Annotated in this window: 23 protein-coding genes and 1 tRNA gene; 10 read left to right on the top strand and 14 right to left on the bottom strand. The window is 71.5% G+C overall.

The genetic code is table 11. The annotated features are described in order from the left end of the window. Positions 1-22 precede the first annotated feature (22 nt). Positions 23-1,465, bottom strand: coding sequence for a lipase maturation factor family protein (locus tag HQQ85_RS14855; protein WP_173183298.1), 1,443 nt, complete (start codon positions 1,463-1,465; stop codon positions 23-25). Between the two features lie 185 nt (positions 1,466-1,650). On the opposite strand from HQQ85_RS14855, the gene HQQ85_RS14850 reads away from it, so the two are divergent. Next, positions 1,651-1,935 carry a hypothetical protein gene (locus HQQ85_RS14850; protein ID WP_173183297.1) on the top strand — a complete coding sequence of 95 codons (285 nt, stop codon included), beginning with the start codon at positions 1,651-1,653 and terminating at the stop codon, positions 1,933-1,935. Positions 1,936-1,941: 6 nt separating this feature from the next. On the opposite strand, the gene HQQ85_RS14845 is transcribed toward HQQ85_RS14850, so the two are convergent. Next, entirely contained in the window at positions 1,942-2,694 is a 753-nt protein-coding gene (locus tag HQQ85_RS14845) for a hypothetical protein (protein WP_173183296.1), read from the bottom strand. Beyond that, positions 2,691-3,686, bottom strand: a complete 996-nt coding sequence (locus HQQ85_RS14840) for a hypothetical protein (RefSeq protein ID WP_173183295.1) — start codon at positions 3,684-3,686, stop codon at positions 2,691-2,693. Before HQQ85_RS14840 ends, HQQ85_RS14845 begins: the two co-directional genes overlap by 4 nt. A gap of 116 nt (positions 3,687-3,802) precedes the next feature. On the opposite strand from HQQ85_RS14840, the gene dinB reads away from it, so the two are divergent. After that, positions 3,803-4,996: a DNA polymerase IV gene (gene dinB, locus HQQ85_RS14835; protein ID WP_173183938.1), complete on the top strand. Its 1,194-nt coding sequence runs from the start codon at positions 3,803-3,805 to the stop codon at positions 4,994-4,996. Positions 4,997-5,155: 159 nt separating this feature from the next. Here dinB and HQQ85_RS14830 read toward each other — a convergent pair whose 3' ends face one another. Then, positions 5,156-6,088 carry an NADP-dependent oxidoreductase gene (locus tag HQQ85_RS14830; protein ID WP_173183294.1) on the bottom strand — a complete coding sequence of 311 codons (933 nt, stop codon included), beginning with the start codon at positions 6,086-6,088 and terminating at the stop codon, positions 5,156-5,158. A gap of 90 nt (positions 6,089-6,178) precedes the next feature. Between HQQ85_RS14830 and HQQ85_RS14825 the strand changes: the two genes are divergently transcribed. Beyond that, on the top strand, positions 6,179-6,679 hold the full coding sequence (locus tag HQQ85_RS14825; protein WP_173183293.1) for a MarR family winged helix-turn-helix transcriptional regulator: 501 nt from the start codon (positions 6,179-6,181) through the stop codon (positions 6,677-6,679). On the opposite strand, the gene HQQ85_RS14820 is transcribed toward HQQ85_RS14825, so the two are convergent. Together HQQ85_RS14820 and HQQ85_RS14815 are read right to left on the bottom strand one after the other, a co-directional pair. Next, on the bottom strand, positions 6,673-7,359 hold the full coding sequence (locus HQQ85_RS14820) for a DinB family protein (RefSeq protein WP_173183292.1): 687 nt from the start codon (positions 7,357-7,359) through the stop codon (positions 6,673-6,675). The two genes, HQQ85_RS14825 and HQQ85_RS14820, sit on opposite strands and share 7 nt — an antisense overlap. A gap of 84 nt (positions 7,360-7,443) precedes the next feature. Continuing rightward, on the bottom strand, positions 7,444-8,733 hold the full coding sequence (locus HQQ85_RS14815; RefSeq protein ID WP_173183291.1) for an MFS transporter: 1,290 nt from the start codon (positions 8,731-8,733) through the stop codon (positions 7,444-7,446). Between HQQ85_RS14815 and HQQ85_RS14810 the strand changes: the two genes are divergently transcribed. Continuing rightward, positions 8,714-9,451, top strand: a complete 738-nt coding sequence (locus tag HQQ85_RS14810) for a CGNR zinc finger domain-containing protein (protein ID WP_173183290.1) — start codon at positions 8,714-8,716, stop codon at positions 9,449-9,451. The two genes, HQQ85_RS14815 and HQQ85_RS14810, sit on opposite strands and share 20 nt — an antisense overlap. 30 nt (positions 9,452-9,481) lie before the next feature. On the opposite strand, the gene HQQ85_RS14805 is transcribed toward HQQ85_RS14810, so the two are convergent. After that, a tRNA-Ser gene (locus HQQ85_RS14805) sits at positions 9,482-9,571 on the bottom strand. Between the two features lie 87 nt (positions 9,572-9,658). Between HQQ85_RS14805 and HQQ85_RS14800 the strand changes: the two genes are divergently transcribed. Then, a complete protein-coding gene (locus HQQ85_RS14800) occupies positions 9,659-10,348 on the top strand; it encodes a potassium channel family protein (RefSeq protein ID WP_173183289.1) in 690 nt (229 codons plus the stop codon). Positions 10,349-10,509: 161 nt separating this feature from the next. Beyond that, the gene (locus HQQ85_RS14795) at positions 10,510-11,454 is read left to right on the top strand and encodes a phosphodiesterase (RefSeq protein WP_371741921.1); all 945 of its coding nucleotides are present in this window, start codon (positions 10,510-10,512) and stop codon (positions 11,452-11,454) included. Here HQQ85_RS14795 and HQQ85_RS14790 read toward each other — a convergent pair. Next, positions 11,390-12,982 carry a stealth family protein gene (locus HQQ85_RS14790; protein WP_371741955.1) on the bottom strand — a complete coding sequence of 531 codons (1,593 nt, stop codon included), beginning with the start codon at positions 12,980-12,982 and terminating at the stop codon, positions 11,390-11,392. The two genes, HQQ85_RS14795 and HQQ85_RS14790, sit on opposite strands and share 65 nt — an antisense overlap. A 226-nt stretch (positions 12,983-13,208) precedes the next feature. Here HQQ85_RS14790 and HQQ85_RS14785 point away from each other — a divergent pair, with 226 nt between their 5' ends. After that, positions 13,209-13,979, top strand: coding sequence for a hypothetical protein (locus tag HQQ85_RS14785; RefSeq protein WP_173183287.1), 771 nt, complete (start codon positions 13,209-13,211; stop codon positions 13,977-13,979). Between the two features lie 120 nt (positions 13,980-14,099). Further along, entirely contained in the window at positions 14,100-15,428 is a 1,329-nt protein-coding gene (radA, locus tag HQQ85_RS14780; RefSeq protein WP_173183286.1) for a DNA repair protein RadA, read from the top strand. A gap of 25 nt (positions 15,429-15,453) precedes the next feature. Here the strand turns inward: radA and HQQ85_RS14775 are convergent, their stop codons facing one another. From HQQ85_RS14775 to HQQ85_RS14765, 3 genes are all read right to left on the bottom strand, one after another. Next, positions 15,454-16,044, bottom strand: coding sequence for a dihydrofolate reductase family protein (locus HQQ85_RS14775; protein WP_173183285.1), 591 nt, complete (start codon positions 16,042-16,044; stop codon positions 15,454-15,456). A 40-nt stretch (positions 16,045-16,084) separates the two neighbouring features. Continuing rightward, a complete protein-coding gene (locus tag HQQ85_RS14770; protein WP_173183284.1) occupies positions 16,085-16,906 on the bottom strand; it encodes a PrsW family glutamic-type intramembrane protease in 822 nt (273 codons plus the stop codon). A 140-nt stretch (positions 16,907-17,046) separates the two neighbouring features. After that, positions 17,047-18,582 carry a carboxylesterase/lipase family protein gene (locus tag HQQ85_RS14765; protein ID WP_371741920.1) on the bottom strand — a complete coding sequence of 512 codons (1,536 nt, stop codon included), beginning with the start codon at positions 18,580-18,582 and terminating at the stop codon, positions 17,047-17,049. A 492-nt stretch (positions 18,583-19,074) separates the two neighbouring features. On the opposite strand from HQQ85_RS14765, the gene HQQ85_RS14760 reads away from it, so the two are divergent. Both HQQ85_RS14760 and HQQ85_RS14755 read left to right on the top strand, forming a co-directional pair. Then, entirely contained in the window at positions 19,075-19,335 is a 261-nt protein-coding gene (locus tag HQQ85_RS14760; protein ID WP_173183283.1) for a hypothetical protein, read from the top strand. Then, entirely contained in the window at positions 19,335-19,523 is a 189-nt protein-coding gene (locus tag HQQ85_RS14755; protein ID WP_173183282.1) for a hypothetical protein, read from the top strand. The genes HQQ85_RS14760 and HQQ85_RS14755 overlap by 1 nt, the downstream gene beginning before the upstream one ends. A gap of 12 nt (positions 19,524-19,535) precedes the next feature. On the opposite strand, the gene HQQ85_RS14750 is transcribed toward HQQ85_RS14755, so the two are convergent. The 3 genes from HQQ85_RS14750 to HQQ85_RS14740 all read right to left on the bottom strand — a co-directional run bounded on the left by HQQ85_RS14750 (position 19,536) and on the right by HQQ85_RS14740 (position 21,027). Then, positions 19,536-19,727, bottom strand: a complete 192-nt coding sequence (locus tag HQQ85_RS14750) for a hypothetical protein (protein ID WP_173183281.1) — start codon at positions 19,725-19,727, stop codon at positions 19,536-19,538. A gap of 14 nt (positions 19,728-19,741) precedes the next feature. Further along, positions 19,742-20,245 (bottom strand): hypothetical protein, encoded by a 504-nt coding sequence (locus HQQ85_RS14745; RefSeq protein ID WP_173183280.1) that lies wholly within the window; start codon positions 20,243-20,245, stop codon positions 19,742-19,744. Positions 20,246-20,352: 107 nt separating this feature from the next. Continuing rightward, positions 20,353-21,027, bottom strand: a complete 675-nt coding sequence (locus HQQ85_RS14740; protein ID WP_173183279.1) for a hypothetical protein — start codon at positions 21,025-21,027, stop codon at positions 20,353-20,355. Between the last annotated feature and the right edge of the window lie 4 nt (positions 21,028-21,031).

Below are 21,031 nucleotides of genomic sequence, written 5' to 3'. Positions count from 1 at the left end.
CTCGCGCCGACCGGCCCCCGCCTCACCTCCGCAGGCGGCTCGGGGGCAGGAGCTCGCCCGCCTCCTCGCGCATCCACCACTGGCCGGTGGCCTTCCTCTCGGCGCGGGTGGCGAAGCGGTAGAGGAAGAGGCGGGCGCGGATCCAGGTGGGGCGCGCACCGTCGAAGGGGTCGGCGCGGAGCAGCTTCAGCGTCGGACGGTCGGCTTCGAGGAGGCGCTGCACGAGCATCCGGAACCAGCCGCTGTCGGGTGAGCCGAGGGCGAGGAACCACATCAGCCAATCCAGGCGCAGTTGGTAGGGCGCGATCTGCGGCGAGCGCCGGCGCACGTCACCCGGCTTGCCCGTGAACTCGTAGGGCAGCCAGTCGGCGTCGCTGAGCGGCCGATCGGCGGTGGAGCCCTCGATGATCACCTCGTAGCGCTCCTGCGTGACCGAGCCGAAGGCGCCGTAGGAGTTGACGAGGTGCCAGCGGTTCCAGCTCGCGTTCATGCGCTGATGCTTCGAGAACAGGTTCGCGAGCGGCTTCCCGCTGAGCACGACGACCAGAGCGGATGCGGCCAGCACGATCACCACCCAGTACAGCGGCGCCGGGTCATCCGGGTAGGTGGTCGCGGCGGGGATCGCGGGCACGAGCGCGTGCACCGCCTCGTCGGACACGGCCGAGAACGCCAGCACGATCGTGATCACGTTCAGCCAGGCGAAGTTGCCGGTCAGCACGAGCCAGAGCTGCGTGACGATGACGACCGCCGCCGCGACCGAGGCGACCGGCTGCGGCGCGAACAGGAAGAACGGCACGACGAGCTGCGCCACGTGGTTGCCGAGCACCTCGAGGCGGTGCACCGGTTTCGGCAGCAGGTGCGCGAGGCGGCTGAACGCGTTCGGCATCGGCTGCGTCTCGTGGTGGTAGTAGAGCGCGGTGAGGTCGCGCCACGAGCGGTCGCCGCGCATCTTGATCATGCCGGCGCCGAACTCGAGCCGGAACACCAGCCAGCGCACGATCACGATGGTCAGGATGCTCGGCGCCACCTCGTTCGACCCGAGGAACGCCACGAGGAAGCCGGCCTCGCAGAGCAGGGTCTCCCAGCCGAAGCCGTAGAAGGTCTGGCCGATGTTCACGACGGAGAGGTAGCCGAACCAGATCGCGAGGAACGCGACCATCGGCAGCCACGGCGGGCCCAGCTGCGGGAGGCCGGCGACGAGGGCGGCTGCAATGAGGGCACCGGCCGCGCAGAGCAGTTTGAGCATCCGGTCGCTGTAACGCCAGCGGAAGAGGGTGATCTGCCTGCGGCCTCGGGTCTTCAGGAAGTGTCTGGCGGGGAGGAGCCCGTGCTCGCCCAGCAGTGCCGGGAACTGGCGCCAGGTCGAGATGAACGCGATCAGGTAGAGGGCCGCGACGCCGCGCTGCAGCACCTGGCGGGCGAACTCGTAGTGGGCGGTGCCGAACCACTCCTGCACGAACTCCATGGCGCCACTGTGCTCCTTCGCGCACGTCGGCGCACCCGGGTTGCCTTCGCGGCGGCACCGGGTTCTCGCTGCGCACCGGCGCACCCGGGCTGCCTTCGGGGCGGCACCGGGTCCTCGCCGCGCGTTAAGGTCTCGTTCGGGCCGGGTTCGGGTCGGGTTCGGTTCGCGTGCGTAGCGTCTCGGGCATGGACATGTTGCAGGACAACCCGACCATCGACACCTCCGCCCTCCCCGCCGCCGCGCCCTCCGACGGCTCGCTCGACTTCTCCTTCGACGGCGAGCGCTTCACGCTCGCGGTGCTGCACCCGCGGGTCTGGACGCTCTTCCGCGTCACCCGGTACGCGACCACGCCGCTCTTCACCATCCACGAGCTCGCGGCCTCGTCGTGGCGCGCCTACCGCCACGACGGCCGCGTCACCCGCCTCGACGCCCCCACCTTCCCGGCGCTCCTGGAGCGCGCCCTGGACTGACCGCCGTCACACCGGGGCGACATGCTCCCGCACGAGGGCGATGAAGCGCTCCGGCGAGACGCCGGCCGTCGCGAATCGTGAGTCGCGTCGGGTGATCGCCCGGAGCACCCGAGCCGCGTCGAGACGACGGCCCGCGGCCGGTTCACGGTCGAGCTTCCACCCCCCGATCGCCTCGGCTCCGTGACGATCGCGGATCTCGAGCAGGTGGTGCAGGTCGGCCAGGTCCTTCGCCGCCATCCGGTGCCGCAGGGCGTACGACTTGAGAACCGTCGCGATCTCGACCGTCGGGACTCGGACGAGCAGCTCCCGGTCGGAGCCGTCGGTGAACACCACGGTCGTCACCACCTCGATGGGTTCGGATTGGAGGGCCAGGCCGAGGCCGGGAGTCGCGTCGAACTGCCGCCCGCCGATCTCCCGCGCCCGGAAGAGGGCGTCGGGCGACTCGACGAGCAGATCGATCGTGCGGCCGTTCCGCTCGAAGCGATTGCCGGCCGACGCCGCGTAGCCCAGATCGCCGAGCCGAGCGACGACGATGTCGCCGGCAGCGATCTCGGTGCTGATCCCCGAGTCGGCATCGACAGTTCGCCGCACGACCAGGCCCGGCACCGGGAAGGCGGACAGCAGCAGTCCGACCATGTGCCCGCCGACCACGCGGGCTCCGGCGAGGCCGTCGGTGGCCGCGACCGCATCCGCCAGCGACTCGAAGGCGAGGTCGTCGGCGTTCGACGTGCACGGCACGACGGCCGACGCCCGGATCATCCGCCCTGCCGTTCCAGGAGCACTCGTCGCTTCAGCTCCGCGACGGCTTCGTCTCGTTCGGCCCCTCGTGACCGCGAGATCTCCCACGCCGTCATCACCGGATCGGTGACGGATGCGCGATCGGCACCGGGTTGCCAGGCTCGGGCGATGGCGAAGACGGTCGGGTCTTCCGGGACGACGACGGACACGGTCCAGTCGTCGTCACCGACTACCGGCACGGACCGGGCGGAGAGATCGAGATCGGTCAGCGAGTAGAGGACGGCCGTCAGGGGCCGCCGGAGCGGAGCCTGTTCGTCGGCGGCCACGTCGCCCGAGACCAGTGTCTCGACACCTGCTCGCCGGCCGGCCTCCCGAGCACGGCTCACCTGGGAGACGAGATCGGCAGCAGCGACCCATCGGCGGCGGAGGCCACCGGGGCCCGGATATTCGGTGAGGAACGAATCCCACAGCAGTCCCGGGTCTCCCGCCGTCCAGCCACGGGCTGCACGGGTCACACCGAGCGGTGCGAGGGTTCGCACCGCTGCGGCGACCGCCTGCTGGGTGATGCCCGATTCGGCCGCCAACTCCGCCTGCGAACGAGGTCTGGAGGTGCGGAGGAGCGCGCGGGCGACTGCGAGCCGGCCCCAGGGCTTCCGGCCCCGAGGCACACGGGGAGGCGGCTCGATCTCGCCGTCGTTCCATTCGTGGCGGTCGACGACGACGCGTCCCTCGTCGACCGCCGCGACGATGAGGCGCGCGTCGGCCAGGGCGACCTGCCGAAGCGACGCGGTCAGTCTCGGGACGACGTAGAGGAGCGCTTCGGCCTCTCCGACCTCGGAGAGTTCGCGCCCGACCCGTGCAGGATTCGGGGGAACGGCCGCCGCTCGGATGCGAGCCGTTCGGGTGAACCCGTGAGAGGTGACTCTGGCCAGCCCTGCCTGAGTGGGCTCGACCGAGAAGCCGGCGTCGTTACCGACGTCGTGGAGCAGGGCCAGTCCGACATCCGGGGTCATGAAGTCATGATACAAGCTTTTCGGATATTAGCCCGATTTGCTTGTAATGCGCGGCGAGGGGATGTCGGGGGTGGGTGGGACGATCGGCGGAGGCGGCGAGCGGGGAGGAGGGCGAGATGCGGGGCGAGGCGAGTGTGCTGCATGCCGACCTCGATGCGTTCTACGCCTCGGTCGAGCAGCGGGATTCGCCCGAGCTGCGGGGGCGGCCCGTGATCGTGGGCGGCGGGGTGGTGCTCGCGGCGAGCTACGAGGCCAAGGCGCGCGGCGTTCGCACCGCCATGGGCGGCCGCCAGGCGCGTGAGCTGTGCCCCGACGCGGTGTTCGTGCATCCGCGCATGGAGGCGTACTCGGCGGCCAGCAGGGCGGTGTTCGCGATCTTCCGCGACACGACGCCGCTCGTGGAGGGGCTGTCGATCGACGAGGCGTTCCTCGAAGTCGGGGGCCTGCGGCGGCTCGCCGGGTCGCCCGAGCAGGTGGCCGTGCGACTGCGCGAGCGGGTGCGCGTCGAGGCCGGGCTGGCGATCTCGGTGGGGGTGGCGCGCACGAAGTTCCTCGCCAAGGTCGCCAGCGCGGTCTGCAAGCCCGACGGGCTGCTCGTCGTCGAACCCGAGCGCGAGCAGGAGTTCCTGCTGCCGCTGCCCGTCGAACGACTGTGGGGAGTCGGCGCCGTCACCGCAGAGAAGCTGCACCGGCTCGGCATCACCACGGTCGGGCAGCTCGCCGAGCTCGAGGAGGCCACCGCCGAGCGGCTGCTCGGGCGCGCGGCGGGGGCGCACCTGCACGCGCTGGCGCGGCTGCGCGACCCGCGGCCGGTCGACGGCACGCGGCGCCGGGCGTCCATCGGCTCGCAGCGCGCGCTCGGCACGAAGCCCCGCAGCGACGAGGAGCTCGACCTCTTCCTCACCCAGATCGTCGACCGCCTGGCCCGGCGCCTGCGCGACGGCGACCGGGTCTGCCGCACGGTGGTGCTGCGGCTGCGCTTCGGCGACTACGCGAAGGCCACCCGATCCCGCACCGTGCGGCCGACCGATCGCACCACCGTGCTGCTCGAGGTGGCGCGTGAGCTGCTCGCGGCATCCCGGCCTGAGATCGCGGCCCGCGGCATCACGCTGATCGGCATCTCGCTCGCCCAGCTCGCCCACGCCGACAGCCTTCCGCCCGAGCTGCCCATCGACTGGAACGACCAGGCGCGGCTCGACACCGTGCTCGACGCGGTGCGCGACCGGTTCGGCGCCGCGTCGGTCGCGCGGGCGGTGCAGCTCGACCGCGATCCGGGGCTGGATGCTCCGCTGCTGCCCGAGCACGAGTGACGCCATGGCGCGAGGGCTGCGCGAGGCCCGCGGGGCGTGCGCGAGGCGCGAGGCGTGAGCGCGGTGCGCGCGAGGTTTGCGCGCGAAGGGCGTTGTCCGCGCGGGGGCGCAGCGCGCATCCGCTCGCCCGCCCCGAACCGAGCAGCGGATGCCCGCCCCTCACTCGGGGAGCACGATCACCTTGCCCGAGACCGGACCCTCGGCGGCCTCGGCGTGCAGCGCGGGCAGCTCGGCCAGCGGGATGCGGCGGGTGACCTCGACCGTGAGCTCGCCGGAGTCGACGAGGGCGACCAGTGCGGCGAGCCGCTCCCGGTTCGGCAGCACGAAGACGGTCGCGGCGCGCACGTCGCGGTCGGCGTCGCCCGGGGTGGCCATGAACGCGGTGGTGCTGACGACCGCGCCGCCGTCGCGCACGAGCGCCACCAGCGCGGCGAAGCGCTCGGGGTCGATGGGGGAGAGGTTCAGCAGCACGTCGACCTGGCCGTCGACGGCCGTGAGCAGGTCGGCGGCCGTGTGGTCGACGATCTCGTCGGCGCCCGCGGCCCGCACCGCGTCGATGCTGCGGGGGCTCGCCGTAGCGATGACGTGCACCCCGGCGCGCTTCGCGAGCTGCACGGCGTACTTGCCCACGACTCCCCCGGCGCCCACGATGAGCAGCCGCTGACCGGCCTCGAGCCGGCCGTCGTCGAACAGTGCCTGCCACGCGGTCAGCGCGACCGAGGGCAGGGCGGCCGCGTCGGTGAGCGGGATGCTCGTCGGCGCGGCCACGACCGCCTCCGCCGGGGCGATGACGTAGTCGGCGGCGCCCCCGTCGCGCTCCATGGGGAGGAACGCGATCACCGCGTCACCCACGGCGACACCCTCGACCCCGTCGCCGAGCGCGTCGACGACCCCTGAGACGTCGTAGCCCGGCACGTGCGGCAGCACGACCGGGATCGGCAGGAACCCGCCCCGCATGCCGGCATCGGCGGCACTGAAAGCCGAGGCCGCGACGCGCAGCCGAACCTGGCCGGCCCTCGGCTCGGGCTTCTCGATCTCCTCGGCACGGAGCACCTCGGGGCCACCGACCTGGTGAAAACGCACTGCCTTCATGATCTGATCCTTTCGTCAGTTGCTTCGAGTTCGAAGCAGTAAGGCGACCGTAGCACTGCTTCGAAGTCGAAGCAACATAGAATGTGCTCCATGGGCGAACGATCACGCGGGCTGACCGCGACCGAACTCGAGGCGTACTTCGCCTTCACCGAGGTGAGCAGCCTGCTGCGCCACTCCGTCGAGAAGCAGCTGCGCGACGCCGGCGACCTCAGCTACGTGCAGTTCCAGCTGCTCGCCCGCCTCGGCGACGCTCCCGACGGGCGACTCAGGATGACCGACCTCGCCGACGGCGTCGTCTACAGCCGGAGCGGACTGACCTACCAGGCGCAGCTGCTCGAGCAGCGCGGACTCGTCACCCGGGGGCCCTCGCCCGAGGACGAGCGGAGCACCGTCGTGACCATCACCGACGCCGGACGGGACGTGCTCGACACCGTGTTCCCGGGGCACGTCGCGGCGCTGCGGGAGCTGCTGTTCTCAGCGCTGACGGATGCGGACGTCGAGGAGCTGGCGCGCATCCTGGGCCGGGCCGCCGGTCAGCTGCGGGCGAATCCGCCCCGCTCGGCGGCGCCGCGGCGGCGGAAGGGTCAGTAGCGGTCGCCTGCGCCTGGGCCCGCGCCGGCTCCTGCGGCTGCGGCCGCGCCGGCCCCTGCGGCTGCGCCTGCGCGATGCGCGTACAGATCGCGGAGGAGCGCGATCTCGGCGCCGTGGTGCAGGATCTCCTGGTTCTGCCACCAGACGATCGACAAGAACGTCTCGTCGGCGTCGCTGCCGTACGGGTAGCTGCTGAGTCCCGTGCGGTCGTAGTCGGCCTCGTCGACCCCGACCATCGCCCGCCGCCAGTCGGCGGCACCCTCGCGGAACCGCTCGATCGCACCGGCCGCATCGGGTCGCGGTTCGTAGGACGCCCGGTCGAACATCCGGTCGCCACCGAGGTGACTCGCTCGGCCGATGAGCGTCTCGGACACGTGGTCGAGCCGCCAGGCGATCGTCGTGAAGGGCGGCGGCCACGGGCTCTCGGGCGCGCCGTCGCGGCCCCACTCGCCCGCGCCGATCAGCTTGACCGCACCCGGGCCGGGGCCGTCGCTGCGCCGGCGGACCGACCAGCAGGCGGCCACCGGCTCCCAGAGGTACTCGGTGTCGCTCAGCGCCGGCACCTCGACGGGGCTGCCGTCACCCGAGTCGCTCGCGGGGCCGGCGAGGCGGGTGAGCAGCCGCTCGACCGCCCAGTCGTACTGCTCGAGCAGCGGCTCGAGGCGCCGATCAGTCGTCATGGCGTCGAGCCTAGGCCCGCGGGGCGCGCGCGACCCCGCCCGTCCGGGGCGCGGGGCGCCGCCGATCGACGCCCGGCCCGACGGCTACACCACCGCCAGCTCGTCGATGTCCCGGATGCGGGCGAGCGGCGACAGCGCCACCCACACCACCGTCCCCAGACACAGCCCCGCCCCGAGCGCGATCCCGGCCCGCGTCCCGAGCCACTCCCCGGCGAGCCCGCCCGCCAGCGCCCCGATCGAGATGGTGCCGTAGGTCACCGTGCGCATCGAGGCGTTCACGCGCCCGAGCAGCCACGACGGGGTGCGCAGCTGCCGGATGGTCACCAGCAGCACACTCGAGACACCGGTCCCCGCCCCGTTCAGCGCCCAGACCCCGGCGAGGACCGCGATGATCGCCGGAGTGCCCCAGCTCGCGTCGACCAGCGGGATGATCAGGAGCACACCGCACTCGACGGCCGCGCAGCACAGCAGCACCCGCCCGGCCCGGAACCGCCGCGTCAGAACCGGCGTCATCGCCGCCGCGGCGAGCGCCCCCGCCGCGCCCAGCGAGAAGACGAGCCCGATCTGGCCCGCGTCGAGTCCGAGCACCCGGATGCAGTGCAGCGTGAAGAGCACCACGATCCACTGCGCGAACGGGTTGTAGAGAGCCGAGAAGCCGACGTTCGCGAGCAGGTATCGGTCGTGCACGACGTGCCTGATGCCTTCGCGCAGCTCGTCGACGAAATCTGCACCCTGGCGGCGTCCGCGGGTCGACACGGGCGCGGGCGCGGTCTCGGGCGAAGGCTCCGGGGTGCGGATGCTCGCCACAGCGCTCCCCGACACGAGGTACCCGATCGTGGTCACCGCCAGGGCGGCCGGCGCGCCGAACACCTGAGCGAGCACCCCGGCGATCCCCGGCCCCCCGATCTCGGCGGCCGAGGCGGTGGCCTGCAGCCTCGCGTTCGCACCCTGGAGCGCCGGCTGCGGCACCAGGGACGGCACCACGGACTGGTAGCAGACCTCGTAGAGCACCGCGAAGGCTCCGAGCGCAGCCACGAGTCCGACCAGCAGCGGGAGGGAGAGCGCACCGAGCACTGCGGCGATCACGACCGTCAGCATCAGAACCGCGCGCGACCACTGGCTGACGACGATCAGCCGTCGGCGCCGACTCCGGTCGGCGATCACGCCGAGCGGCAGCGCGAGCAGCAGGAACGGCAGCCACTGCACGAGGCCGATCACGCCGAGATCGGCAGCGGATGCGCCAAGCACCGTGATGGCCAGAAGAGGTATCGCGAACTCACGGATCTGCTCCCCCGTGAGCGACGTCGCCTCCGCCGACCAGAATCGCCGGAAGTCGGAGCGCCACGGTTCGCTAATGCGTGATCGCCTGTTCATGCGTTTCAGACTGGCACAAGTCACTAACGGGCGACAGATCAAAGACGCGTTAGCATCGACCATGGGCGATTTCCCTGACTCACGCAGGCGGCCCTACTCGGCCATCGCCGGGCACGCCGCTCTCGACCTGATCAACACGGTCAGCTGGCGGCTGAGTGACGATCGACGGATCGACCACCTGCGCGACTACGACGACGTGCTGGCGTGGGCGGTGCAGTTCGGCTTCGTCGACGAGACCGCCCGGCAGACCCTGATCACGCTGGCAGACGCCGACCCGGCGCGCGCCGATCGAGAGTTCCGGAAAGTGCGGGACCTCCGCGAGCAGCTCTACCGCGCGGCATTACCGGCAGACGACGGTCCCGACGCGCAAGCCGCCGCCGTCGTCGCCGCGCAGTACACGGAGGCGATCGCCGCGGCACGCCTCGAACCTCCGAGCGGCTGGCAGTTCGACGTCGACCTCGCCCTCCCCCGCCGCCGCCTGGCCCTCGCCGCCGTCGATGTCCTGACCGGCACCCACCCGGAGGCTGTGCGCCAGTGCGCCGACGAGGAGTGCGGCTGGGTCTTCATCGACGGCTCCCCCCGGCACAACCGCCGGTGGTGCGTCGCCGCCGACTGCGGCAACCGCAACCGCGTCCGGCGCCACACCGAACGAGTCCGGGCCGCCGCCGCGGCAACCGCTGCCGCCACCGGCGCGGGGCAGTGCGACCCCCGGACATGACGAAAGCCCCTGCTCAGCAGGGGCTCTCGGTGGCGGTACCGGTGGGATTTGAACCCACGGTGGAGTCTCCCCCACACAACTTTTCGAGAGTTGCACCTTCGGCCGCTCGGACACGGTACCGGGGACGAGTGTACGCGAGCGCGCCGCGTCTCGCCAATCGGGGCCGGTGCGTGCCATCCTGGGCCCAGACGGCGACGAGGGGGCGGCATGCTCGACCAGGAGCGGCACGATCGGCCAGGGGGCGGCGAGGATGCGCGGCGGCGCCGCTGGGAGACGGCCACGTCCGCGCCGCTGGCCGGCCTGTCGCTGCTGTTCCTCGTCGCGTACTCCGTGCTGGTGCTCGCCACCGGGTTGCCCCGCGGTGCGGTCGCCGCGCTGAACCTGGTGATCGCGGGCACCTGGGCCGTGTTCCTCGGCGACTACGCCATCCGCTTCGCCCTCGCCCGGCGGAAGGGCGCCTTCGTGCGCACCTCGCTGCCCGACCTGCTCTACGTGGTGGTGCCGGTGCTGCGGCCGCTCATCCTGCTGCGGAAGCTGAGGGACGTGCCGTTCTTCCACCGGCGCAGCGGCAGTGCGGTGCGAACCACGGTGGCGCTGCACGCCGCGCTGTTCGTGGCGCTGTTCGTCTACTCGATCTCGCTCGCGGTGCTGCAGGCCGAACGCGCGGCCCCGGGGGCGACGATCACCACCTTCGGCGACGCGGTCTGGTGGGCCTGCGTGACCATCGCGACGGTCGGCTACGGCGACGTCTACCCCGTCACGGCGACGGGGCGGGTGCTCGCCGTGATCCTGATGTTCGGGGGCGTCGTGATCGTGGGGGTGACCACCGCCACCGTCGTCTCATACCTGAACGAGCGCATCCTGAAGCAGCATCACGATCGGGAGAGCAGCAGCTGACCCCGACAAGGGGGCTGTCGGCCGTCCATCTGCGAGGGGAGAATCGATCTCCGACTCACTGCCGGATGTTCGCTTCGCGTTCAGATTGGCGTGCTTGAGTCGGATTGCACGACGGACGGACCTCACCCCGGAGGCCCGCACCTCACCGAATGGAAGTCCCAGTGACCTACAGAACGGCCGAGTACCCGAGGCCGAACCATTTCCTCCTGCACCTGAGCGACACCCATCTGCTGGCAGGGGGGAACAAGCTCTACGGAGTCGTCGACAGCGAGCGCCATCTGCGCGAGGTCTTCGACGAGCTCGAGGCGTCGGGTGGGCGGCCCGAGGCCATCATCTTCACCGGCGATCTGGCCGACAAGGGCGAACCGGATGCCTACAGCCGGCTCCGCGCGATCGTCGAGCCGGCCGCCGCGCGGCTCGGGGCCGAGGTCATCTGGGTGATGGGCAACCACGACGACCGGGCCTCCTTCCGCGAGGGCCTGTTCGGCGAGGTGCCGACCGATCGGAGCGTCGACCGCGTCTACGACGTCAACGGGCTGCGCATCATCACGCTCGACTCCACCGTGCCGGGCCACCACCACGGTGAGGTCTCGAGCGACCAGCTCGACTGGCTCGCCGAGGAGCTCGCCTTCCCGGCGCCGCACGGCACCATCCTCGCCATGCACCACCCACCCGTGCCGAGCGTGCTCGACCTCGCGGTGTCGGTCGAGCTGCGTGACCAGCGCGGGCTCGCCGAGGTGCTCGAGGGCTCGGACGTGCGCTCGATCATCGCGGGCCACCTGCACTACTCGACCAACGCGACCTTCGCGGGCATCCCCGTCTCGGTCGCCTCGGCCACCTGCTACACCCAGGACCTCAACGTCGAGCCCGGCGCCACCAAGGGCCGCGCGGGCGCCCAGGCCTTCAACCTGGTGCACGTCTACGAGCACACCGTGCTGCACTCGGTCGTGCCGGTCGGCAGCCACCCGACGCTCGACCACATCACGGCCGAGGAGACGCGCCGCCGGCTCGACGCCCAGGGCATCGTGATCGCCGACGCGGTCAGCTCGCGGGTCTCGCCAGAGCCGCCGATGACGATGCCGATCCTTCTTCCGACGGGAGCGTGACGGGCTCGCTCGCCGCCTTCTCCCACGGTGCGGGGAACGGGAAGTAGCGCTCGAGGAACGAGATGACGGCGCTCGTGCGCGTCTCGACGTCGATCTCGGGGTTCGAGCCGTCGTTCAGGCAGAACATGTCCATCGACCGCTTCTTCAGCAGCGTGTCCATCTCCTTCAGCGCCGAGAACAGGGTCGTCTCGATGTAGCGCACCCGCGCATCCGTCTGCACGACCGCGCGGCCGGTGAGCAGCGCGTAGTAGTGGTAGAACGAGTTGGTCACCGAGATGTCGGTGGCCGAGCGGAACGGGCTCGCCGCGGTGCGGGCGAAGGCGTCGGAGAACTCCTCCTCCATCTCGAACAGAACGCTCTTGCGCAGCGGTGCGGCACAGTGCTCGAGGTGGCGCGTGGTGATGCGGCCGAAGCGCTGCTGCAGCAGCTCGCGGTTGACGCGCGCGGCGTTCTCGAAGCCGCTGCGATGCAGGGCGTTCGCGCCGAGCCCGATGCGGGTGTCGGCCTCGACGAACTTGGTGATGCCGCCGGGCGAGAAGAACAGGTCGGGGCTGACCGGACGGCCGAAGAACATGTCGTCGTTGGAGTAGAGGAAGTGCTCGCTGATCCCCGGGATGTGGTGCAGCTGCGCCTCGACGGCGTGCGAGTTGTGGGTCGGCAGGTTCGACAGGTCCTTGAAGAAGGCCTCGCTCGGCATGATCGTGACGCGCGGGTCGTCGCCCAGCCAGTCGGGCTTCGGCGAGTCGGTCGCGATGTAGATGTTGCGCACCCACGGTGCGAACATGTAGACGCTGCGCAGGGCGTACTTCAGCTCGTCGATCTGCCGGTAGCGGGCCTCGGAGTCGTCGCCCTCACCCACCACGTAGTTCGCCATGCGGCGGGCGCGGGCGCGCTGGAACTCGATGGCCGTGCCGTCGACCCAGGAGAACACCATGTCGATGTCGAAGTCGACGTCGCTGGCGAGCTCGTTGAACATGCCCTCGATCGTCGTCCAGGTGCGGCCGTAGATCTCGACGGTGGTCTCGACCATCTCGTCGATCGGGATGGTGCGGCGGGTCAGCGAGTTCTCGACCGGCGCCTCGACGACGTTGCCCTCGCGCTTCCAGAACTCCAGCTGCACAGCGGATGACGCCCCGTAGCGCAGACGGCCGATGGGCTCGATGCGGGGCCGGTAGAGACGGAGCACGCGGGCCTTGGGGTCGCGCGAGAGCCGGCCGTCGGCGACCAGCACCGCCGGGGCACCGGGGGCCTTGGAGTAGAAGGGCTCGCTGCTCATCCGCTCGATCAGGGCCGCCTTGGCGCGCTTGCGGTCGCCCCACATCACCGCGAGCACCGGGCGCTCGTCGTTGCCGCGGACGAGCAGGAACGGGATGTGCGCCGCATCGAGGGCGTCGGCGACGAAGAACAGGTCGTCGATCATCGACTCCCGCGGCGTCGAATGCCCGTTGAGGAGGGTCAGCTGACCCTTGCGCAGGACGAGGTCGTCGCGGTCGAGCGCGATCGGGTGTTTGCTGGCACGGCGCAGCACGGTTTCGAGGTGGGGGGCTCCGGATACGTCATCGCTCAAAGTCGCCTCCTAGGTCGAGAGTGTCGGTGCTGGTCGTGGGGTGGGGTCTCCTGCCTGCATCACCAGTGCCGCCAGTTTACGCCCGGATGCTGAACGGACCGCGTGTTAGCCTTGCCTAAGTAGATCCGCCGGCCGTCGGCGCGGCGCTCTGCGGTCGAGTTCCCTGAACGAAAGGGCCCATTCCCCGATGAGCTACATCCGATCCGCGGCACTCGAGGAGACCGGCTACGTCGTTCTCGACTCCTACGACCAGTCGAAAGACCCGAAGGAGTGGCTCGACCTCGAGTACGTGGCCTGGAAGTCGTCGGGAGACACGCGGTTCGCGCCGCTCGCCAGCGCGGCCGGCGAGATGGAGTGCAACGGGTTCTGGAACCACACGCCGCCGCGCACCGACAAGGACGGCGTCTGGGTGCCCGCCAATGTCGTCAAGGCGCCGATCCTCAAGGCGCGCGCCGAGGAGCCCGGGGCGAACATCGGCCGCTGCCGCGTGATCGAACTGCAGCCCAACAGCTACGCCACGGCGCTCTACAACCTGCACCAGGACGACAACAACCGCCTGAACCCCGACGGCACCGGGTGGATCGTGCGCGGGTTCTTCAACCTCTCCGACGACAAGGACTCGTTCCTCATCCTGCGCGAGGACCGCTTCGACCCCGAGACCGAGGTGCGCATCGCGCTGCCGGCCGGGGCGCAGCTGATCGTCGACACCCAGCGGTTCTGGCACGCTGTCTGGCAGAAGGGGCCCGAGCCGCGGTACTGCCTCATCACGTCCTACGAGTCGGGGCCCGAGCTCGATGCGTACATCGCCGCCAAGCACGGTTCACCGCATGCGGCGACGGCGCCGCTCGACCCGGCGTTCGTGCAGGAGGCTCAGGCGGATGTCCGGCGGCGGCTCGCGGAGCGGGCGGCGACGCTTGCCGCGCAGGGGCGCGGGGCCTGGGTCGACGACGAGGACTAGGGCCGGTTCAGCCGCCTGCCGGTCGGTGTCGGTGGTGGATTCGGCCGCGCCTGCGCCGGTGTCGGGGGTGGATTCGGCCGCGCATCCGCCGGTGTCGGTGGCCGCCTCTAGGGTGTGATCATGGCCACCAAGTCCGCGAGCGCGTACCGCTGCACCGAGTGCGGCTGGCAGACCCCGAAGTGGGTCGGCCGCTGCGGCGAGTGCCAGTCCTGGGGCACGGTCGTCTCGTCGGCCGAGAACGAGGGCATCGGCCGCGCCGTGCGGGCGACGGTGCTCGATGCGGCCCGCATCGCCCGGCCGATCACCGAGATCTCCTCCGACGTGGCGGCGCACTGGGCCACCGGCATCGGCGAGTTCGACCGGGTGCTCGGCGGCGGGCTGGTGCCCGGCGCGGCGATCCTGCTCTCGGGTGAGCCCGGCGTCGGCAAGTCGACCCTGCTGCTCGAGGTCGCCGCGAAGGCCGCCGAGGAGCACCTGCGCGTGCTCTACGTCTCGGCCGAGGAGTCGGTCTCGCAGGTCAAGCTGCGCGCCGAGCGCACGCACTCCCTCTCCCCCACGCTCATGCTCGCGGCCGAGACCGACCTCGCCACCGTGCTCGGTCAGATCGACGCGGTGCGGCCCCACCTCGTCGTCGTCGACTCGGTGCAGACGGTGTCGAGCTCGTCGCTCGACAGCGCGGCGGGCAGCCCCACCCAGGTGCGGGAGGTGGCGTCGTCGCTCATCCGCGTGGCGAAGGAACGCTCGATCCCGCTCCTGCTCGTCGGCCACGTCACGAAAGACGGCTCGATCGCCGGGCCCCGCGTGCTCGAGCACCTCGTCGACGTCGTCTGCCAGTTCGAGGGCGACCGGCAGACCGCGCTGCGCTTCGTGCGGGCGCTGAAGAACCGCTTCGGGCCCACCGACGAGGTCGGCTGCTTCGAGATGAGCGCCGACGGCATCACCGAGGTGCCCGACCCGAGCGGTCTGTTCCTCTCCCGGGGGTCGGATGCGGTGTCCGGCACCTGCGTCACCGTCGCGCTCGAGGGGCGGCGGGCCCTGCCGGTCGAGGTGCAGGCGCTGATCGTGAAGACACCGTCGCCGAACCCGCGCCGGGTCACGAACGGGGTCGATTCCTCGCGCGTGGCGATGATCCTGGCGGTGCTGGAGCGGCGCGCACACATCGCGTTGAACGACAAGGACGTCTACGTCTCGACGGTGGGCGGGGTGAAGCTCACGGAGCCGGGCGCCGACCTCGCCATCGCGCTGGCGCTGGCCTCCGCCGCCAACGACCGGCCGCTCGCCCACGACCTCGCGGCCTTCGGCGAGATCTCGCTGGCGGGTGAGGTGCGGCCGGTGTCGTCCGGCCGCACCCGCGCGGCCGAGGCCAAGCGCCTCGGCTTCACCACGATCATCGACGACGAGTCGCGCCAGCTCATCCGTGCTCTCACCCGCGCCTTCGGCGGTCGCTGACCGGCTGACTCACGGCGGCGAGCGGTCAGGCGGCCGCGCGCCGCACGTACTCGCCGAGCACGACCCCCGAGCGGAACGCGGTCGTCTCCACCACGTCGAACTGGCGCGGGTCGTAGGCGCCCGGTTCGAACAGCGGGATGCCCGCGCCGAGCAGCACCGGGTTGCGCTTCAGCACCAGCCGGTCGATCTCCCCCGCGAGCGCGGTCGCCAGCCGCCCGCCGCCGCAGAGCCAGATGCCGCGGCCGTCACGCTGCTTGAGTTCGCGCACGGTGTCGACGGGGTCGGCGTCGGTGAAGAGCGGATGCACGTCCCCACCCTGCGCCTCGTCGAGATGCGTTCGCGTGAACACGATCTGCTCGAGGTGCCGGTACGGGCTCGTGACCCCGAACGCCAGCCCGACGGCGTAGGTGTTCCAGCCCATCAGCACCGTGTCGAAGCGCCCGCCCGACTGGTCGATGCCCGACGCCGCGGCGATGTCGGTCGGCACCGTGTCGGGAAAGCGCTCGGTGATCGCCTCCATGTGGTCGCCCTCGACGGGGAAGGCGTCGAACTGCCCCTCGGGCCCGGCGATGAAGCCGTCGAGGCTGACGGCGACATAGTAGGTGAGTTCTCGCATGCTCGCTCCGATCCATCACGACGGTGTGGTCACCAGCAGACTACCGACGGCCATCAGCGACAGCACCAGCCTCGACCAGCCGCGCGCGGCGCAGCGTGCGGAGCACCGCGAGCCAGGTCGCGACGAGGGCGAGCACGAGGAGGCCCGCCACCCAGTCCGTGAGGGCGAGGCCGAGCACGGCGCGGTCGGGCAGCACGAGCTGCGTCCAGTCGTAGGTCGAGTGGGCGGCCGCCACCACGAGGAACACCGCGACCGCGACGACGACCCGCGGCGCCGACGGACGCTGCACCGCCCGGAACACCGCGCACGCCACGAAACCCGCGAAGAGCACGTGCAGCGGCAGCCCCACCAGGTCGCGCTGCACCGCCAGCGTCACCGAGGCGGCGGCCGACCCCGCGTCGGCGTAGGCGCCGAAGACGTAGCCGGCGTTCTCCCAGATGGCGAACCCCGCCCCGACCGAGGCACCGAGGACGAGCCCCGACCGGGCCGTGCGGCCGACCCCGATCGAGAACAGCAGCGCGGCCACGAGCTTGCTCGACTCCTCGGTCAGGCCCACCCACCAGATGCCCGAACCGTCGGGGATGAGCAGCCCGTTCAGTGGCGCCGCCAGCGCGATCGCGACCGCACCGCCGAACGCCAGGGCGCGCAGCGATCCGGTGGCCAGCCGCGGATCATCGGCGACCGCGGCCCGCACGAGGAACACGAGCGCGACTCCCGGGATCGCCCCGCCTTCGACCCACCAGAGCGGCAGCAGCCGCTCCTTGGCGAGCAGGTCGATGGTCACGACGCCCGAGATCAACCACGCCAGAGCGGCGACGAGTGCCACGACGACGACCACGAGCATCCGGGATCTTGGACTCACCACGACCTCGCTTCACCGCTGGGCCGGCACCCGCCGGGCGAGGCCATGGTAGCAACGGCACCGCGACGCCCGCCCCGCAGCCGCGCGGCTTCGCCGTCGCCCCTCCGCCCGCGCACGATCACGATCACGAGCCCAGCGCGTCAGACGTGCGGCACGAACGCCTGCCACGCGATGCGCCGGCGCGCCCGCGGGTCGGCCTCGACGCGATCGGCGGCGTCGATGATCAGCGTCAGCCGCTGCGACTCGTCGTAGGCGGGCCACGCCGAGGGGTCGACCGAGCCGTCGCGGGCGAAGCGGAGCCAGTGGCCGCGCATCCGCTTGCCTGCTCTGAGGAAGGCGCGGCGCCCGCCCAGCACCGTCATCGTGCGCCCGAACCACCCGCCCAACCGGTCGAAGACGGCGAACAGCTCGAGCCCGTGGGTGGCGTCGAAGCCGGCCAGGCGCACCAGCCGAGGCGCGATGTCGAAGCGGTAGAAGTGCACAGGGGCGAAGCGCGAGTGCCGCTCGGCGACCTTCACGGTCGGGTACCAGAAGGCGTAGTCGCCCCCGAAGTCGGCCGCGGGGCGCCTGGCCGGCAGCCCGGGGTACTCGGCCTTGATCGCCTTGCGGGCGCTCTTCTTCGTGCGCTTGAAGATCGCCCGGATGCGCTTCGGCGTCGTCGCGAGGATGTCGAGCCGCCCGGTGAACAGCGAGCCCTCCCGGTCGTTGGTGCCGATGATCAGCGGCACCCGCGCGGCCCGCCCCTCCTTGAAGGCGTCGAGCGGGCGCTCGGGCAGCACGTCGCCGTCGATCACCGGCGAGAGCGCGATGGTTCCCGGATGCGCGTCGGGGGTGCGCAGCGTCAGCGTCACGGCCGCGGCCACCAGCTCATCGGCCGTCGCGTCGACGAGCACCTGACCCGCGAGGTCGTCGGACGCGGACTCGACCCCGTCGGTGTCGATCGACTCCAACAGCAGCTCGACGAACTCCTCGGCCCAGATCGCCGTGGTCTCGGGCAGGTAGACGGCGTTCGGCGGTGAGCTCTGCGCGATCGCCCGCGCGAACAGGCCGTGCGCCGCGGGGGTCGCCATCAGCGTGGTCACCGCGTTGCCGCCGGCCGACTCGCCGAACAGGGTCACGTTCTCGGGGTCTCCGCCGAAGCTCCGGATGTTCGCCCGCACCCACTCGAGCGCCGCCACCTGGTCGCGGAGCCCCAGGTTCGCCTCGATCGGGCGCTCGGGTGTCGCGTAGCGGCGGAAGTCGAGGTACCCGAGCGCGCCGAGGCGGTAGTTGAAGCTGACGTAGACGATGCCGCCCTCGCGCACGAGCGTCTCGCCGTTGTGCGGATGCTCGGCGGAGGATCCGACGCTGTAGGCGCCCCCGTGCACGAACATCATCACGGGCAGGCCCTCGCTGTCGTCGGCGGGGCGCAGCACGTTGATGCTGAGGCAGTCCTCGGCCATGGGGGTCGTGCGGGCGGCCCCGACGAACGCGCCGTCGCGGGACTGCATCGCCACCGGGCCGAAATCGCGGGCGTCGCGGATGCCCGTCCACTCCGGCACGGGCTGCGGAGCCCGGAAGCGCCACTCGCCCTCGGGCGCCGCGGCGAACGGGATGCCGCGCCACCAGCGCAGCCCCTTCCGCTCGGCACCGCGGACGCGGCCGCCGGTGACGTCGACCTCCAGCGCTTCATCCACCTCGGCATCGTAGTCGGACGGTGTGAACAGGACCGCTCTGCCGCTCGTCCGTCACGGCTCGCTGCTCGTCCGCTGGTCGTCCACCGCCCATCCATCGGGCATCGGCCGTCCATCCACTGAGCGAACTCGGAACGTCCACTGAGCGACATCGGGCGTCACCGGAGCGTCGCGATCTCCCCCGGCATCACCCGAGCGGTACGGTGAGCGCAGGTGGCGGGGTGCGTTTTGGGGACGGCTCCGCCACCGGCTTTCCGCTGCTCCGCACCACGCGCCACCTCGACACAGTAGTCGGACTCTCAGTAGTCCGACGGTTGTCGCCGAGGCGCTCCCCCCGATAGTGTCGGCGGGTCCGACCCGGCACCGCCGGCGGTCGAGATGACCGAGGCCCATCGAGGGAGCACCCACTTCCGAGGGCCGCCGGTGCAGACTTCCCGCCGGCCGAGCCCCAAACGACGCCGGCGGGGAGTCCTCCGCCAAGCCGAGGGGAATCTGATGGACCCGCTGTCCGGTCTCGTGCTCACCGTCGTCGTGGTGGTGGTCGGCTTCATCGTGCTGGCGGGCGTCATCCGCACGGCGGTGCGGAAGGGCGTCGAGGACGTGCTCTACAAGCAGAACCCCGACAAGACCTGGTCGGCGCACCCCTGGCTCCTGGCCGCCGTCCAGCAGGCCGTCGCGGAGGCCACGACTCCCGACGCCGCCCCGCGGCCGGACGCCGCCCCGCCGCCGTACGACGCCCCGCCGCGCGACCAGTGATGCAGCCCCTCAACTGGCTCCTCCTGGGGGCGGGTCTGGCCCTGTTCCTCCCGACGGGTATCTGGACCATGAGGAACCCGCCGACCAAGGGTCAGCCCTGGACGCACAAGCGCAAGCTCATGATCGCCCTCCAACTCACCGGTGCGGCCCTCCTCATCGCCAACTTCGTCCTCCACGTCTTCGGCTAGAGCCGCGGCGACTCACCTACGACGACGACGCACGCGGCCGAACGATTCGGCATGGCGCGCGAAGACGACCGCGCCGACCCCGAACACCACGGCCATCGTGGTGACCCACCACTGGTCGGCGACGACGGCGGCCGCGACGAACAGCAGCGACACGAGCCCGCAGATCACCGCGAGCAGCACGGCGATCCATCTGCGCGGAGCCATGCCCCTGATCCCCCTCACTTCGGTGTCCTCCGGAACACGTTGACGGCCAGCAGCAGGAAGTAGACCCCCGCGATGACCGCCAGGATCCCGAGCGGGCCCGCCGGCAGATGCCGCAGCTGATGCCAGAACGGCATGGCGAGCAGCAGCCACACCCCGCCACCGAGGGTGACCACCCCGAACAGGATGAGCCCGCCACCCGCTTCTCGATAGGAGCCCCGCCCGACCGGCGCGATCCGATCGAGCCAATCCCGAGCCTGGCCCGACCCACCTGTCTGCGTGGCACTACCCGCGCCGTCGACAGCATCGAGGGCCGCCTTGTCCCGCCGGTACAGGCGCACCGTGATGACGACGAGGACGATGGTTGCGGCCGTGAGGAGAGCAGCGAGGATCCACCGGATCGGTCCGCCCTCGAGGGTGGCAGCGATGGTGGCGCCGATCGCGGGAAACGCGACCAACCCGGCGAGCAGCAGGAACCCGCGCCACGCCCCCGCATCCCTGCCCGTCTCACCGTCCCACATGGACGGGACCCTACTCCCGGGCGACTGGTGCGCCCGGGAAAGCGAGCTGCCGAGCTGCCACGAGCGACACCCGCCGAGGCCGCTGAGCCGTCGCGGCCGTCGAGCCTTTAGTTGAGGATGAACTGCTTCGAGTCGGACGAGGCGATGCCCGCGACCGAGACGTCGAGGTGGTAGGAGGCGCCGGCGCCCGGGACGAGCGGGCGGTCGGGCGAGGAGCAGGTGTCGGCGGACGAGCGGGTGCGGTCCCAGGTGAAGGGCGTCGACGAGACGGCGACGCCGGGCTGGAGGACCGCCGTGGTGTCGGAGGGGTCGGTCTGGCAGTCGGTCGAGACCCAGTAGGTCTCGCTGCCGCTCGTGATCGTGTAGATCTGCTGCGAGGTGCCGGCGTTGATGGAGCAGGGCTCGGCGCCGGTGTTCGTGATGGTGAACGAGAGCTGGGGCTTGGCCGCGGCGTCGTAGGTGTCGGCGTCCGTGACCGGGGTCACCTGGATGTTGCCGCCCGCACAGGCCACGACGTCTCCCGACGCGGCGGCGCCGGCGTCGGCACCGGTGTCGACCGAGCCGGGGGTGGCGGCAGCATCCGGAGCCTGATCGGACGAGGTCGCGGCCGGCGAGGCGGTGGGCGCCGGAGCACCCCCGGTCTCGGCCGCACCCGAGCCCGGGCGCACCACGATCAGCACCACGACCGCGATGATCGCGGCGAGTATGAGCAGCACGAGGAGCCTCCGCCGCCAGTAGACCTTCTTCGGCTGCGGACCCACGGGATGCCTGAGCGTCGACATGTCC

The sequence above is a fragment of the Herbiconiux sp. VKM Ac-2851 genome, from assembly GCF_013205105.1.
Lineage (GTDB): Bacteria > Actinomycetota > Actinomycetes > Actinomycetales > Microbacteriaceae > Herbiconiux > Herbiconiux flava.
Note: the sequence above shows the minus strand (reverse complement) of the source record. Positions and strands in the feature narration are given on the sequence as shown.